Below are 14,480 nucleotides of genomic sequence, written 5' to 3' on the forward strand. Positions count from 1 at the left end.
TAGTCTATTTTGATTCAAAGGCATAATCAAAATTTAGAATGTCGCATTTGTATTTATTAGCAACAAATTCTTGGCCTTCCAGATCGTAAAATTCAGAATAGTTGTCAACCTTGTTAGGGGTATTTTGAATGGCACGCAACTTATCGAGGATAAAGTTCGATTTCTGTGTTTTATTTTTGTGAGGTAAAGTGAGTGACTCACCTGTAATAATACGTGTGATCTCAGCAAAGTCATTATTTATGTTTTCAAATTTACCAACAAAATCGACACACACGTCTCCGTTTCTATCAACAACAAAGTCACTTTGTGGCATGACGTGGCGGTGTATGCCGTTATATCCTTGATAATCATCTTCGCCCTTTTTTGGGTAATGTTTAAAGAGGAAGTCTTTAAATGGATATTTATGGCCTTTATAGAGATACTCGGATACTAACCTATTCCATGGATTTCTTACGATAGTAAATTTAAAAAGTTGATTAAACTCTTGTTCCGTTAAGTAGCCGTACTCTAAATATTCTTGTGCGGTCAGGTGAGCGAGTCGTGGTGGCCCCTTTTTTGGGTTTGGATTTTTTTTGAGTAAAAAGTGATGCCTATCTTCCCATTTTATTCCTGCGCGCTTTAAGAAAACAGATTCCACACTTTGCCCTGCGGCTTTGGGGATGTGAATAAATAAACAGTTATCGAAAGTTGAAATCATATTTTTTCTTTTTCAAAATTTAAAATACGTCTTTTTACGAAATACAAACTTAACAGGTTTTGTAATGCGATACCAAAAGAGGTTGTGATAGCAGCACCTATGGTAGTGTAATTAGGGATTAAAATGAACCCTAAAGAAACGGTCAGTACGGCTGTGAGCAAGGTGATTTTTTGATGATGCTTCTCATTGCCTGTCATAATTAATAAGTTTACGACGCTGCCAGTTCCTACATTGATGCACTGACCTAAAATTAGGATTTGTAGTAACAGTGTACCAGCTTGGAATTGCTCTCCAAAAAGTAAAAGTAAAGCGTCAGCTAGAGATAGTAAAATAACCCCCAGCATAAACGAAGTAATTAACAAAATTTGATTACATGACTTTACAAGTTTAACAAGCTCAGTTTTTTTGTTCGCTTTATATAGTTGCGCAAAATGGGGGGCTAAGACTGCATTTATTGCAAATAGTATCATAGTCATAGCCGTTGATATTTTGAGTGCCAAAGCATAAATACCAATGTCATTTAAGTTTGTGTGAATACTTAATAAGGCGATACTAAATTGAGGGATTAGTAAATATACAATAGATGTAGTCCATAAAGGAAAACTGTGTTTAAGTAGCTGTAAAGGGGTCTCTCGCTTTTGTTTGTTTGTATTACCATTTATCAAGGGCTTTAGCTTGAGATAACACATAATAAAACTGAATATACAAGCGAGAAAACTTGCGCTCGCCAGTAAGTTTAGGAGCTCTTTTGCGTTTGAGTCTAATTGTGAAAAGCATTGAAAAAGTAATGCCGCAATCAATAACGACGTAAATCCATTAAAAGCGACAGAGTAAGTCGTTGCATTGACTCCTTTTAGTAGTCCAGAGTTAATGGATAAAAAGGTGGCAGAATAAGCCATGATTATTATAGGGTTAGTCAGGTCAATTAGAAGTGGCTGCTCTAATAAATAGCCAAAAATTTCGATTTTAAATATGTATAAGGTGGTGCAAAGCACGGTGATAAAGATAAAAGCTAAACTACTAACTTTTAAATATCGATTTATCAACAAGTTGAAATGTTTTCTGTGAAGATTGATAGCTGTATTTTTAACGATTGCACTATCAAACCCAAACTTTGCGAATGTTACTATAAATAGTACGAGTACTTGCGCTAAGGAAAATAGCCCGAATTCTAGAGTGCTCAACTTTTGGGTGGCAATATAACTTATCAATAAGCTTAACAAGGCCGTTAATGCCTTTATTACGAAGGGGGCTAGAGATAGCCTCATGATTTTAGATGCGTTAATCATTATTTGATACTTTGTGTAAATAGCTTTTATGTGCAAGCTTTAATACTTCGACTAATTTAGAGCCGATTGCCTCATTACTGAAATGATTATTTATTAATTGATGTTGTTCTTGTTTCTTTTGATTGCTCATTCTGGGTTTGAGACGTTTTTTGATAATTGCATCAGTGAGCTCTGGGATCGAAAAGCTTGTGAGGACAGTTTCATTTATCTTATTTATCATTTCTTCAGGGCCTTCACATGGGGTTGTGATGATACTTAACCCACAACTTATTGCTTCGTATATTGATACGCCGAAAGTCTCATATTCAGAAGCTGATATATAGCAGTCTGAATTCATCATTCGTTGGGCGACTTCCTTTCTTGGTAATTCGCCAGTGAATATAGTGTGTTCAATTATCTTAAGTTCTGTGGCGAGTTTGATTAACTTTTCTTTATCGCGACCATCACCGATTATGGTTAAGCTCATTGAATCCACTTTTTTTAGCGCTGCTGCAAACGCATATATAATTTTATCGATTTGTTTTATCGGCCGCAGGTGAGCGACAACAATTAAGCGAAACTTTTTATGTGTAACTTTTTTTGGGTAAAAACAAGTTGTATCAACAACATTCCCGATTACCTGAATATTATTTATCTCAGAAAATAGGGTAAGATCATGTGATAATGATGGGGAAACAGCAATCAAAGTTTGAGCATTTTGGCAGGCTTGTTTAATAGTATCTATTTCTTGAAGGCGATATGCTTTTTTTCGGAGCATAGAGCTATGTTCTGTTATGATAAAGGGTAGGTTATACTTGCTTCCGATCAGGTTAGCTGCAATACCGGCTCCACCTGCGGCACTACAAAAAGTGCTGTGGGCGTGAATAATATCAGGCTTACCGTATTTGTTGCAGTATAAAAGATAGAGTTGTTCAAATTGTTCTAGTCTTCGTTTGGCGTTGTAGGACCAGAAAAACGGCATTGTGAAGTAAGCTTTTTTTATAACGGCTAGTTTAGGTGAGTGTTCCTGATATTCAGTTAACGAGTACCAATTCGAAATATTTTTTATGGATGTCGCTTGTGGATAAATAATGCCAACATTGACTCCTTGTTTAGCAATTGATTTAGCTTGATCTTTAAAGAAAGATCCTAGAGTCGGGGAGTTAGGAGACTCAAACCATGAAGGCAGTACTAAAATATGCATAGTTTAATCTCTCAGAAAATTATCACGACAGAATACTGAAAATTGTTTAAGACGTCTATTTAGACTTAGGTACTTTATTAAAAACGAAATGCTCACATGTTAAAAAAAATTATAAAAAATATTTTGAATCACGTTAGATGTGTAGGTTATCCATATAAGCCGTTCATGTATAAATATAAATGTATTTTTATACACATTCCTAAAAATGCAGGGACGAGTGTTCTTCGTGCGTTTGGTGATAATGGGTATCGGATGCATGCAAGATGGCAAGATTATTATGAATCTCATGCTTATTTTTTTGAAAAATCAACAAAGTTTGCAATAGTTAGAGAGCCCCTAGATCGTCTCTATTCAGCGTATCAGTATATATTGAATGGTGGGAATGGCACACAATCAGATTTACTCCTAAGAGATGCAGTTACAGACAATTCTGTGGATTTTAATAGTTTTATAATGGATGTACTGGATTATGACTTCTTAATGATACAAGTGTTGTTTCTTCCACAGTACCTCTTTGTTTATGATAGACATTATCAAAGTAAAGTTGATTTAGTCTTGAAATATGAAAACTTACAAAATGACTGGCAAGTACTTATGCGTGAATTGAAACTTGATTTACAGCTTCCTTGGGTGAATAAAAGTGGCGAAACAAGTTTTGGCGAGTCATTAAGTGATGAAGCAATACGGAAAGTTAAATTGTTATATCGTTTAGATTATAGGCTTTTTAGCTATGACTGAAGAATCATCAAGTAAAAGGGTTATTATAACTAGTAATGCTTATTTACCCAATATAGGTGGGATTGAAAACTCTCTGTATTATTTGGCTATATCTTACCGAAATTTAGGTTACGAAGTTGAAATCATTGTCAGTGATATAAATACAGTCAATCAATCCAAGCTAAAAGATAAAGAGTTGAAACAAGGGATTACCATATATCGCTACCCAAGTTATCAGCACGCAAGCTTAGTTGTTAAGCCTTTTCGTTCATTTCTTTCGCTAATCGCGATGTATAGATTACTGGTTGGCCGTCGACTTCATGGGCAACAAAGTTTTGTGATTAGTCGATTTCATTTCAATACTATTATTGCTAAATTTGCTGGTTTTCAAGATGTAGTTTATTTAGTTCCTGGTGTGGTTAAATATCAAAACAAAGCGGATAACACGAGTATTGTTTCTGGCATTAGTAAGCTCAAGCGTACCTTGCAATTAACATATCACGCTCTTCTTCAAAATAAGGCGTTTAAAGTTGCCGATCGTTTATTTGTTTTTAGTGAAAATATGAGTAATCAGGTATTAAGTATAGTTAACCAAAAGATAGATTTAAATATTACTAAGCCAGGAGTCGATGTTGCGCGTTTTTCTGCTTTACAGGAGAGTGATAAAAAATTTCTCAGAGATAAGCTAGGTCTGCCAAATGATAAAAAGATATTACTAATGGTAGGCCGCTTTGTAAGAGCTAAGGGGATTATGTTTGCTTTAGAAGCGATGTTAAAGTTAGAGGATTATCATTTAGTATTAGTGGGCTCGGGTGAAGAAGAGGAAATATATCAAAACTTCATCAGTGATAATCAATTAGAATTGTCCGTCACTATTTTTGGGGTTCAACAAGATCCTGTCCCTTTTTATCAGTGTGCAGATATCTTTTTAATGCTGTCTATTTATGAGCCTTTTGGGCAAACTATTTTAGAAGCAATGTCTTGTAAACTCCCGATTGTAGCTTTTTCTCCAAATGCTGGAGTTAAGACTGCGACATCAGAAATTTTACTACCGTCAGATGCATTGTATGTTGATGAATGTAAGGCTGAAAGTATCATTGTGAAATTAAGAGAGCAAGAGAGCAATACCAAGCTTCTTTTTGAAATGAGTGAACATGGACGGCAATTAGTTAAAAATAAGTTTACCTGGCCATTACTTGCCCATTCTTTGATCCGCACAGAATAGTTGCCCTTTTCATTATGTAAAAACCTTATTTTGAAATGCAAGTTTCCTCAATCAAAATAAGGATTAGATAATTGCAGGGATTAGTAGGATTTTCGTTTGATTTTAGTTAAACTTAGCAAGTTTTTGGCTTTTATTATTTAAGTATTGCTTGTTTAACTTTCTTCACTTTAATATTTTCGGCCTTATGATTAGAGCTCATTTAACAAGACTCTACCGAAGAGCTTTTAAGTAAGGCATTTTTATCTTATGTTTGAATCATTTTCACTAAGCGCTTATTGTTTTAATTTAACAATAATTAAAAGGTGTGTTGGATCTCAGGTGCGTTTTTGAATATGAAAATATCTGTTGTTGTTCCTCTCTATAACAAAGCTAATTATGTGGTCCGTGCTATTGAATCTATACTGAATCAAACCCAGAGTGTAGCTGAAATAATAGTGGTTGATGATGGTTCGACAGATGATGGAGTTAAGCGTTTACTTTCTCAATTTAAAGATCAATTAACGCTTATTCAACAGGATAACCTTGGTGTTTCGGCAGCTCGTAATGCAGGTGTTAGGGCGTCGACCTGTGAATATATTGCTTTTCTTGATGCAGATGATTACTGGTATTCTCATTTTGTAGAGAATATTATTTCATTACATAACCAATACCCTGATTCAGGGATGTTCTGTACTGGCTACGAGTTTTTTCGCGATGAGTTATTAGTAAAATTAAAAAACCCTCATTTACCTAGCTCACCTGGGATTATTAAAGATTACTTTGCAGCTTGTTGTAATGCCGATTTACCCGTTACTGCATCATCGGTTTGTATAAAAAGAACGCTGTTAGATCAGGTTGGAGGGTTTCCAGAGCTGATCAATATAGGTGAAGACCAAGCTGTTTGGGGAACAGTTGCATGTTTTACGACAATTGCATATTCGCCTGTTGTTAGTGTTGTGTATGATTTGCAGGCTTCTGATAGTACAAGGCATTTTCAGCAGCGTTTATTAATCTCCCCCCATGTCGATATATTTACTAAATTGGTCATGGATAAAAAGGTCCCGCTTCCGATGGTTGGAAGTATTAAAACCTTGATCCACTTGAGTGTGATGAGCTGTATTAAAAATAACTTGATCGCCGGCGAGAAAGGTCAAGCATTCCAATTGTTAACAAATCACCATTGGCTAAAATGGGATGTATATCGCCTATTTGCGTTTGCATCTTTGTTATTACCAAAAAATTTAGTCGCTAGGTTTTATAGTTATGCACGCACTTTTAGATAAATTAAACGTCTCACCTGATATTTATCAGGCCTTGGATGACGTTATTCAAGCAACAGAAGTACACTCTGCTCAAGCGATTAGCTTTGTAAATCCATATTCATACATGCAATTAAGAGGGCATGATTTATTAATTAGCGGGTTAGATGCTTTATACACCGATGCAATTTCATCCGCAAAAATGTTTGGGTGGATGTTTGGTAAGCCTGTTCCCCGGATTAGTTTTGATTTGGGCTCTTACGCAAAGCACTTTTTTGAACAAGCAAACACTCATCAGTTACCTATCTATTTACTTGGTGCAAAAAGTGACGAGTTAAATAAAGCCGTCGCAATTTTTAAAAAGCAATACCCTAACTTAAATATTGTTGGATTTCGAGATGGTTATTTCTCTGACGATGTTGAGGTGATGCAACAAATTGTTGATAGTGGAGCTGAATTTGTTGTGTGTGGTATGGGAACGCCTAGGCAGGATGAATTCGCAGTCAAACTAAAGGCGTTTCATCAAGGGCAAATCAAGCAAATTTACACTTGCGGTGGTTTTTTACATCAGAGTTCTGAGCGCTTACAGTACTATCCCGAATTTATAAATCGGTTTAATTTACGTTGGCTGTACAGAGCTTTAACAAATTCGTATGTTGCTAAGCGATTATTTTTTGATTATCCAAAATTTCTTTTTAAGGTAATCGCAGATTATCGAATGAAATAACAGATAGTTTTTAAATTTTAATTAGAACACAGATTTAGACAGTTTAGCGGTCTCATAGTTATGAGAGGGCACTGTTTTATAGGAACTTAAATGAACATTTTAGTTACGGGTGGCGCTGGTTTTATTGGTTCGGCTGTTATTCGTCATATCATTGAAAATACAAGTGATACCGTAGTTAATGTCGATAAGCTGACATATGCAGGAAATTTAGAATCTCTCGACCAAGTCAGTAATAGTGAACGTTATCACTTTGAACGAGTGGATATTTGTGATTCAGTCGCTTTAACTGCTTTATTCGAGAAATACCAACCAGATGCTGTGATGCACTTAGCGGCAGAGTCACATGTTGATCGTTCGATTGATGGTCCTTCAGAGTTTATAGAGACTAACATTGTTGGAACCTACCGATTATTGGAGGTTGCGCGCAAATATTGGTTAATGTTGCCAGAAGAAAAGAAAGAGGTGTTCCGTTTTCATCACATTTCGACTGATGAAGTCTATGGCGACCTTGATGGGCCAGAGGACTTATTCACCGAAGCAACCCCCTATGCACCAAGCTCTCCTTATTCAGCGTCTAAGGCGGCAAGTGATCATTTAGTAAGAGCTTGGCTTCGCACTTTTGGTTTACCTTCAGTTATTACCAATTGTTCTAACAATTATGGGCCATACCATTTTCCTGAAAAACTTATCCCACTTATGATCTTAAATGCTCTAGAAGGGAAGCCTTTGCCTGTGTATGGAAATGGTTTACAGATTCGAGATTGGTTGTATGTTGAAGATCATGCTCGTGCTCTATATTTAGTTGTGACACAAGGGAAGATTGGAGAGACTTATAATATTGGTGGTCACAATGAAAAAGCCAATATAGAGGTGGTTAAAACAATTTGTGATTTATTAGAAGAGCTAGTACCTGACAATGCATTTTCTAAATTAGGTGGTAATGAGCATGGTTTTGCTGGATTGATTGAGTATGTTGCTGATCGTCCGGGCCATGATGTGAGATATGCGATAGACGCGAGCAAAATAGAGCGAGAACTCGGTTGGGTGCCTTTAGAGTCATTTGAAAGCGGTATTCGCAAAACAGTTTTATGGTATTTGAACAATCAAGCCTGGTGGAGACGAGTATTAGATGGCTCTTACGCTGGCCAACGATTAGGGTTAGAGGGCTAAAATATGAAAGGAATAATTTTAGCTGGAGGCTCCGGTACTCGCTTATATCCTATTACTCAAGGTGTTTCAAAGCAGTTGTTACCTGTTTACGATAAGCCGATGATCTTTTACCCTCTGTCGGTGCTCATGCTTGCCGGTATCAGAGATGTATTAATCATTTCGACACCAAATGATATTGGTGGCTTTGAGCGATTATTAGAAGATGGTAAGCAGTTTGGTATTAATGTTTCTTATGCTATTCAGCCTAGTCCAGATGGCTTAGCGCAAGCATTTATTATTGGCGAAGAGTTCATCGGTGATGACAGTGTGTGTTTAGTCTTGGGCGATAATATTTTTTACGGGCAAGGATTTACACCTAAATTGCAAAATGCAGCCGCTCGTCCAAGTGGTGCAACTGTGTTTGGTTATCAAGTAAAAGATCCTGAACGGTTTGGTGTGGTTGAATTTGATAGTGAAAATAAAGCGATATCAATTGAAGAAAAGCCACTGAAGCCAAAATCACATTATGCAGTCACTGGGCTGTATTTTTATGATAATGATGTGATTGAAATTGCTAAATCAATCAAGCCTTCTGCTCGTGGTGAACTTGAAATTACCTGTGTTAATAATGAATACCTCAAGCGTGGCGATCTTAATGTAGAAATTTTAGGCCGTGGTTTTGCTTGGCTTGATACAGGCACTCATGAAAGTTTGCTTGAAGCGAGCCATTTTGTTCAAACCATCGAGCACCGCCAGGGTTTAAAAGTGGCGTGCCTTGAAGAAATCGCTTGGAACCGTGGTTGGTTAACAAACGAAGCATTAGAAAAACAAGCATCGTTGATGAGCAAAAATAGTTATGGCCAGTATTTGAAGTCTTTAGTGAAAGGTGAGCAGTGAGTTTAATCAATTTTATTGACATCAAATCGTTAGGTGATAGCCGCGGTGATTTAATTTCACTCGAAGAGAATGGCAATATTCCTTTTGCAATCAAACGGGTTTATTACATCTTTAATACCGAGCAAGGTGTTGCACGAGGTTTTCATGCTCATAAGGCACTGCGTCAAGTCGCTTTTTGTATTGCCGGTCACTGTGAATTTATTTTAGATGATGGCCAAACACGTCAAACAGTCTTGCTAGATTCACCAACTAAAGGCCTTCTGATCGAACACATGCAATGGCGTGAAATGCATAACTTTAGCGAAGGTTGTATTTTAATGGTGATTGCCAGTGAGCATTATGATGAGAGCGATTATATCCGTGATTATGATCAGTTTTTGCGGGAGGCTAATCAATGATGATTCATCCTTTAGCCGACGTACATACAGATAAAATTGGCCAAGGTACGCGAGTTTGGCAATTCTCAGTTGTACTTGATGGCGCGATTATTGGTAAGAATTGTAATATCTGCGCTCATACGCTTATTGAAGGTAATGTATTCGTTGGCAATCGCGTTACGTTAAAAAGTGGTGTGTTTCTTTGGAGTGGCTTAAGGGTTGAAGATGATGTATTTATTGGTCCAAACGCGACGTTTACCAATGATATGCACCCGAGATCGCAGCAATACCCAGAGGAATACCCTATCACTTTAATAAAAAAAGGGGCTTCAATTGGTGCCAATGCTACTATTTTACCTGGTGTTATTATCGGTGAAAAAGCTATGGTCGGTGCCGGTGCGGTAGTCACCAAAGATGTAGCACCCTATTCAGTCGTAGTGGGTAATCCTGCTAAACATATTCGTTTTATTGATAAAGAGTCATCTTTAAATGTCTAAACAAGTTTCTTTTCTCGATTTAAAAAAAATTAACGCTCAATATCGTGATGAACTCATTGCGGCTGCAACACGAGTTATAGACTCTGGTTGGTTTATTATGGGTAATGAAGTGACGCAATTTGAACAAGAGTTTGCATCTTATTGTGGTGTTAAGCATGCGATAGGGGTCGCTAACGGTTTAGATGCATTAAACTTGGTCCTTAGGGCGTGGAAAGAGCTTGGCAAACTGCAAGATGGTGATGAAGTTATTGTTCCTGCAAATACATATATCGCAACGGTTTTGGCTATTACTGAAAATAATTTGGTCCCAGTGTTTGTTGAACCTGATCCGGTGACATTTAATTTAGATCCAACCAATGTGATTGCTGCGCTTTCAGCTAAAACTAAAGTGCTGTTCCCTGTGCATTTGTATGGACAATTAACTGATATGGAAGCAATTAATAACATTGCAGCGCAGCATGGTTTATTGGTTCTTGAAGATTGTGCTCAGGCGCATGGGGCTGAGTTAAACGGTGTGCGTGCGGGTAACTTTGCAGATGCGGCTGGTTTTAGTTTTTATCCAGGCAAAAATTTAGGCGCTTTAGGCGATGCAGGCGCAGTAACAACTAACGATGATGAACTGGCTACGACGATTAAAGCACTGCGTAATTATGGCTCACATAAACGTTATGAAAACCTATATAAGGGGTTAAATAGTCGTTTAGATGAGATGCAAGCAGGATTTTTAAGAGTCAAATTAAATCATTTAGACGCAGAGGTTGAGCGTCGTCGTTATATTGCAAATCGTTATATTAATGAAATTACTAATCCGTTAATTAAGTTACCTTTTGTGCAGTCGCAGCAAGGGCATGTTTGGCACCTTTTTGTAATTAAATCAGCTAATAGAGCAGTATTTGGTCAGTATTTAACTGATAATGGCATTCAAAATTTAATCCATTACCCAATTCCACCGCATAAGCAACAAGCGTATTCACAATACAATCATTTAACATTACCGCTTACCGAGCAGTTGCATAATGAGGTGTTATCTTTACCGATAGACCCAACAATGAGTGATGATGAGATAGCCTATGTAATTGATAGGGTTAATCACTATACTGTATGAAGTTATTTAGTGTAACCATATTAAGTGGGCTACTGACCTTTCTTAATATGGTCAAAGGCTTTTTGATTTCTAAAGTTGTTGCGATTTATGCAGGCCCTGAAGGGGTCGCAATGATGGGGCAATTACAAAGCTTTGTAGCCGCAATTAATGGGTTAGTATCAAATCAAATCGGCCAGGGTATTGCGCGTTTTACCGCTCAAAATGGAAGCGATGGGCAATCCCCTTCGCTTTATTGGCGTGCCGCAACTAAATTACTTGTTTATATTTTGTGTTTAGTTACACCTGTTTTTATCATTTTTTCATCGCAACTTGCTAATTGGTTAATAGGGTCCACAGAGCTTTATTGGATCATTGTGTTATTGATGGTTTTTCTGCCCTTGAATATTTGTAATAGCTTTTTGCTCAGTGTGTTAAATGGTAAAGAAGAGCATCTAAAATATATAACTTCACTTATGCTCTCGACAGTTGCCTCAACAATAATGGCAATTTTACTTATCTATTTTTATGGGATTAATGGTGGCTTAGCGGCTGTCGCGTTAAATAATGCTTTAGCAGGCTTAATTGTAATAGCACGTGTCTATAAAACTGAGTGGTTTAATTTAACGCAATGGTTTGGTCAAACAGATGCAGAAAAAATTAGTGTCATGTCTAAATACATGGCGCTTGGTGTTGTTGGTGCGTTGACTGGGCCGATGTCATTAATCTTTGTCAGAGAGACGTTAGAGAATAATATTTCTTTAGCTGCCGCAGGGAATTGGCAATTGATGTGGAGCATATCAACGGCTTTTATATCAGTGTTAACGACAGCCGTTGGAGTGTATTACTATCCGAAATTAGCTAAAAGTCGATATTTTGAACACTTAACCAGTGATACTTTAAAGGTTTTTATTTTAATCATACCGCTAGCCTTAATTGGTGCAGGCATGATTTATTTTATAAGAGCCGAATTAATCACTTTATTGGCAACAGAAGAGTTTAAATATACAGAAGAATTATTTGGTGTGCAGTTATTAGGCGACCTAGTTCGTATTTTAAGTTACATACCTGCATTGCTGTTAATGGCAAAAGGTTATTTTAAAATGAATGCAATATGTGAAATTATAGCAAGTTTAAATTTTGCAGTGATAAGCTATTTTTTAATCCCTGAGTTAGGAATTATAGGTGCAAGTTACGCTCACTTAATTAATTACGCTATTTATTTCTTGGTTGTTTCGACTGTATTTATTATCCATTTACGAAAAATGGACCGTTTTAGCGATGTTAAACAACAAGAAGTGGCTAGCGTATGAAGACACCTTTAGTTTCTATTTTAATCCCAGTGTATAATGCTGAGTTATTTCTCACCGAGTGTTTAGAGTCATTAATTGGCCAAAGCTATCAAGATATAGAAGTGTTGTGTGTTAATGATGGCTCTAAAGATAGCTCTTTGGATTTTTTATACACATTTGCCAACAGCGATCCGCGAATTAAAGTGTTTGATAAAGCGAATGGTGGAGCATCATCGGCTCGCAATCTAGCGCTTAAACATGCCAATGGTGATTTTATTTGCATGGTCGACTCTGATGATTATATCGCCAGTGATGCAATTGAAACATTGGTGTCAACTATTACAAATACACAAGCAGATGCTGTGTTGTTTGATCTTTACTACCTATATAAAGATGGAAGTAGTGCAAAATTCAAACAGGTTGATACTTCTGGAACTGTCACAGGCTTTGAGGCTTTAGAACTGTCATTAGATTGGACTATTTCAGGTGTTGGTATGTTTAGCAGGGCTGTATTTAGTGATGTTCGTTATGATGAGTCTAATCTGCATGGTGATGAGCTAACAACTCGGGTGCTGTTTTCGAAATGTCAGCATGTGAGTTTCTCAACCGGAAAATATTTTTACCGCCAATATAACAGCTCTTCAACATCAGCTTTTTCAATGAGTCGCTTCGGCTTGCTTGATAATCAGTTGAAAATAAGAAGTTTGCTTCAGGAGTTGGGCTGTTTTGAGATGTGTAAAGCTCGATATTGCGCTCAATTAATGGTGTGTATTTGGTCTGCAGGTGTTGTGTTTAATGAAAATAAACATCTTATGTCTAAAGTTGAGGTTGACGAGATAAAAATGAAGATAACTTACTGTAGAAATGTAATGAAAGGCCACTTTACATATTTATCACTTAAACATCATAGTCCTTTATATAGTTTGTTATTATTAAGTACTTTCACCGCGGTGACTTTGTCAGCCGCAGCATTTATATTCACAACTTTAAAAAAAATCAGTAGAAGATAAGATGCAAAGTGCCAATATTCATATAGCTGATCAACGAACTAGGTTGATATTTTTAGATTTATTTCGTTTTGTTGCGGCATTAGCTGTTGTTCTGTATCACTTAACTTATTTTTTACCAAGTAAACCTGTAACTTTTGAGTTTTTTTCATCGTACACTCAATATGGTTATTTGGGAGTTAATTTCTTTTTTATGATTAGTGGATTTGTTATTTATTTATCGATAGAAAAGAAAGATTGGCGTGAATTTATTGCTTCTCGAGTTGGTCGCTTGTTCCCCGCATATTGGTTTGCAGTCTTATTCACTGCGACACTCTTTTTTAGTTTCCCTGGACATTTGGAGCTCCCACTATCGGTAAATGATGTGTTAATTAATCTAACTATGCTGCAAGACTTTTTAGATGTAACTCATGTTGATGGCGTTTATTGGACATTAACTGTTGAGTTAGTTTTTTATTTTTGGATGTTTATTTTTATTTTTTTTAAAAGATTGAATGCAATCCCTTATTTTTTTCTAGCTCTGCTTTGTTTAGCCTTGTTAAGCTGTTTTATTGAACTGCCTAAATTACTCAAAAGCATCTTATTGCTAGATTGGGTCTCGTATTTTTTATCAGGTATGATTTTTTATTTATTTTACAAAGGTAATAGGGCGCCAATATGGTTTTGCGCGTTAATTATCAGTCTAGGTGTTTCGATGCTTAAAGCAGCAGACTACCTATTGTATTTTGATGTGGCGCAGCGTGCAGAGTTCTCATTACTAGTAATAAATAGCATCATAGTGGTAATGTATGCGTTTTTTATATTTTTAATTAAATACTCTAGTTATTTTGTAAAGTATCTAAATGCAAAGTTGATTGTTTTTTTAGGTGGGCTGACTTACCCACTTTATTTAGTACACCAAAATGCCAGCTATATATTGTTCTCATATTTTGATGGTGTTAATGAATTTATTTTGTTGTTTTCGTTACTAGTAGCATGCTTTATTTTATCGACTTTTATGTATTTAATAATCGAAAAAGAGGTTCACCACAAGTTGAGTCGTTTTACGCATCGCATACTTAGCAGGGTTTGACTTGAAAGTAAGCTTTGATTTTTAATATTCCA

General features: G+C 36.5%; 14 protein-coding genes and 2 pseudogenes. 13 read left to right on the forward strand and 3 right to left on the reverse strand.

Annotation, left to right across the window (positions count from 1 at the left end; all coding sequences use genetic code 11):
- Positions 1 to 4: 4 nt before the first annotated feature.
- From AC3KVK_RS02540 to AC3KVK_RS02550, 3 genes are read right to left on the reverse strand one after another with little or no spacing between them, the layout of a single operon-like run.
- A complete protein-coding gene (locus tag AC3KVK_RS02540) occupies positions 5 to 697 on the reverse strand; it encodes a sulfotransferase family 2 domain-containing protein (protein WP_490311006.1) in 693 nt (230 codons plus the stop codon).
- Positions 694 to 1,986 carry an oligosaccharide flippase family protein gene (locus tag AC3KVK_RS02545; RefSeq protein WP_518526926.1) on the reverse strand — a complete coding sequence of 431 codons (1,293 nt, stop codon included), beginning with the start codon at positions 1,984 to 1,986 and terminating at the stop codon, positions 694 to 696. Before AC3KVK_RS02545 ends, AC3KVK_RS02540 begins: the two co-directional genes overlap by 4 nt.
- The gene (locus AC3KVK_RS02550) at positions 1,979 to 3,169 is read right to left on the reverse strand and encodes a glycosyltransferase (RefSeq protein WP_490311005.1); all 1,191 of its coding nucleotides are present in this window, start codon (positions 3,167 to 3,169) and stop codon (positions 1,979 to 1,981) included. Before AC3KVK_RS02550 ends, AC3KVK_RS02545 begins: the two co-directional genes overlap by 8 nt.
- 96 nt (positions 3,170 to 3,265) lie before the next feature.
- Between AC3KVK_RS02550 and AC3KVK_RS02555 the strand changes: the two genes are divergently transcribed.
- The 13 genes and pseudogenes from AC3KVK_RS02555 to AC3KVK_RS02615 all read left to right on the forward strand — a co-directional run bounded on the left by AC3KVK_RS02555 (position 3,266) and on the right by AC3KVK_RS02615 (position 14,448).
- Positions 3,266 to 3,907: a sulfotransferase family 2 domain-containing protein gene (locus AC3KVK_RS02555; RefSeq protein WP_490311004.1), complete on the forward strand. Its 642-nt coding sequence runs from the start codon at positions 3,266 to 3,268 to the stop codon at positions 3,905 to 3,907.
- Positions 3,900 to 5,111, forward strand: a complete 1,212-nt coding sequence (locus AC3KVK_RS02560) for a glycosyltransferase family 4 protein (protein WP_490311003.1) — start codon at positions 3,900 to 3,902, stop codon at positions 5,109 to 5,111. Before AC3KVK_RS02555 ends, AC3KVK_RS02560 begins: the two co-directional genes overlap by 8 nt.
- Before the next feature lie 332 nt (positions 5,112 to 5,443).
- Complete coding sequence (locus AC3KVK_RS02565) at positions 5,444 to 6,373, forward strand: glycosyltransferase (RefSeq protein ID WP_490311002.1); 930 nt, start codon at positions 5,444 to 5,446, stop codon at positions 6,371 to 6,373.
- Positions 6,354 to 7,076 carry a WecB/TagA/CpsF family glycosyltransferase gene (locus tag AC3KVK_RS02570; protein WP_490311001.1) on the forward strand — a complete coding sequence of 241 codons (723 nt, stop codon included), beginning with the start codon at positions 6,354 to 6,356 and terminating at the stop codon, positions 7,074 to 7,076. The genes AC3KVK_RS02565 and AC3KVK_RS02570 overlap by 20 nt, the downstream gene beginning before the upstream one ends.
- Before the next feature lie 90 nt (positions 7,077 to 7,166).
- The gene (rfbB, locus tag AC3KVK_RS02575) at positions 7,167 to 8,246 is read left to right on the forward strand and encodes a dTDP-glucose 4,6-dehydratase (protein WP_490311000.1); all 1,080 of its coding nucleotides are present in this window, start codon (positions 7,167 to 7,169) and stop codon (positions 8,244 to 8,246) included.
- A gap of 3 nt (positions 8,247 to 8,249) precedes the next feature.
- A complete protein-coding gene (gene rfbA, locus AC3KVK_RS02580) occupies positions 8,250 to 9,122 on the forward strand; it encodes a glucose-1-phosphate thymidylyltransferase RfbA (protein WP_490310999.1) in 873 nt (290 codons plus the stop codon).
- Positions 9,119 to 9,520 (forward strand): sugar 3,4-ketoisomerase, encoded by a 402-nt coding sequence (locus AC3KVK_RS02585; protein ID WP_490310998.1) that lies wholly within the window; start codon positions 9,119 to 9,121, stop codon positions 9,518 to 9,520. The genes rfbA and AC3KVK_RS02585 overlap by 4 nt, the downstream gene beginning before the upstream one ends.
- A pseudogene (locus AC3KVK_RS02590) lies at positions 9,520 to 9,642 on the forward strand (N-acetyltransferase); the annotation flags it as partial. The gene AC3KVK_RS02585 and the pseudogene AC3KVK_RS02590, both read left to right, overlap by 1 nt.
- 123 nt (positions 9,643 to 9,765) lie before the next feature.
- Positions 9,766 to 9,963: pseudogene (locus AC3KVK_RS02595) on the forward strand (DapH/DapD/GlmU-related protein); the annotation flags it as partial.
- Between the two features lie 25 nt (positions 9,964 to 9,988).
- On the forward strand, positions 9,989 to 11,101 hold the full coding sequence (locus tag AC3KVK_RS02600) for a DegT/DnrJ/EryC1/StrS family aminotransferase (protein ID WP_490310997.1): 1,113 nt from the start codon (positions 9,989 to 9,991) through the stop codon (positions 11,099 to 11,101).
- Positions 11,098 to 12,390 carry an O-antigen translocase gene (locus AC3KVK_RS02605; protein ID WP_490310996.1) on the forward strand — a complete coding sequence of 431 codons (1,293 nt, stop codon included), beginning with the start codon at positions 11,098 to 11,100 and terminating at the stop codon, positions 12,388 to 12,390. The genes AC3KVK_RS02600 and AC3KVK_RS02605 overlap by 4 nt, the downstream gene beginning before the upstream one ends.
- Positions 12,387 to 13,379, forward strand: a complete 993-nt coding sequence (locus tag AC3KVK_RS02610; RefSeq protein ID WP_490310995.1) for a glycosyltransferase family 2 protein — start codon at positions 12,387 to 12,389, stop codon at positions 13,377 to 13,379. The genes AC3KVK_RS02605 and AC3KVK_RS02610 overlap by 4 nt, the downstream gene beginning before the upstream one ends.
- Position 13,380: 1 nt before the next feature.
- Positions 13,381 to 14,448 (forward strand): acyltransferase family protein, encoded by a 1,068-nt coding sequence (locus tag AC3KVK_RS02615; RefSeq protein WP_490310994.1) that lies wholly within the window; start codon positions 13,381 to 13,383, stop codon positions 14,446 to 14,448.
- Positions 14,449 to 14,480 lie beyond the last annotated feature (32 nt).

The organism is Pseudoalteromonas sp. J2K-J979 (assembly GCF_058169715.2).

Excerpts from the sequence above, each read along its gene's own strand:
- AC3KVK_RS02540 (WP_490311006.1), bottom strand. The coding sequence starts at position 697 with ATGATTTCAACTTTCGATAACTGTTTATTTATTCACATCCCCAAAGCC.
- AC3KVK_RS02545 (WP_518526926.1), bottom strand. The coding sequence starts at position 1,986 with ATGATTAACGCATCTAAAATCATGAGGCTATCTCTAGCCCCCTTCGTA.
- AC3KVK_RS02550 (WP_490311005.1), bottom strand. The coding sequence starts at position 3,169 with ATGCATATTTTAGTACTGCCTTCATGGTTTGAGTCTCCTAACTCCCCG.
- AC3KVK_RS02555 (WP_490311004.1), top strand. The coding sequence starts at position 3,266 with ATGTTAAAAAAAATTATAAAAAATATTTTGAATCACGTTAGATGTGTA.
- AC3KVK_RS02560 (WP_490311003.1), top strand. The coding sequence starts at position 3,900 with ATGACTGAAGAATCATCAAGTAAAAGGGTTATTATAACTAGTAATGCT.
- AC3KVK_RS02565 (WP_490311002.1), top strand. The coding sequence starts at position 5,444 with ATGAAAATATCTGTTGTTGTTCCTCTCTATAACAAAGCTAATTATGTG.
- AC3KVK_RS02570 (WP_490311001.1), top strand. The coding sequence starts at position 6,354 with ATGCACGCACTTTTAGATAAATTAAACGTCTCACCTGATATTTATCAG.
- rfbB (WP_490311000.1), top strand. The coding sequence starts at position 7,167 with ATGAACATTTTAGTTACGGGTGGCGCTGGTTTTATTGGTTCGGCTGTT.
- rfbA (WP_490310999.1), top strand. The coding sequence starts at position 8,250 with ATGAAAGGAATAATTTTAGCTGGAGGCTCCGGTACTCGCTTATATCCT.
- AC3KVK_RS02600 (WP_490310997.1), top strand. The coding sequence starts at position 9,989 with ATGTCTAAACAAGTTTCTTTTCTCGATTTAAAAAAAATTAACGCTCAA.
- AC3KVK_RS02605 (WP_490310996.1), top strand. The coding sequence starts at position 11,098 with ATGAAGTTATTTAGTGTAACCATATTAAGTGGGCTACTGACCTTTCTT.
- AC3KVK_RS02610 (WP_490310995.1), top strand. The coding sequence starts at position 12,387 with ATGAAGACACCTTTAGTTTCTATTTTAATCCCAGTGTATAATGCTGAG.
- AC3KVK_RS02615 (WP_490310994.1), top strand. The coding sequence starts at position 13,381 with ATGCAAAGTGCCAATATTCATATAGCTGATCAACGAACTAGGTTGATA.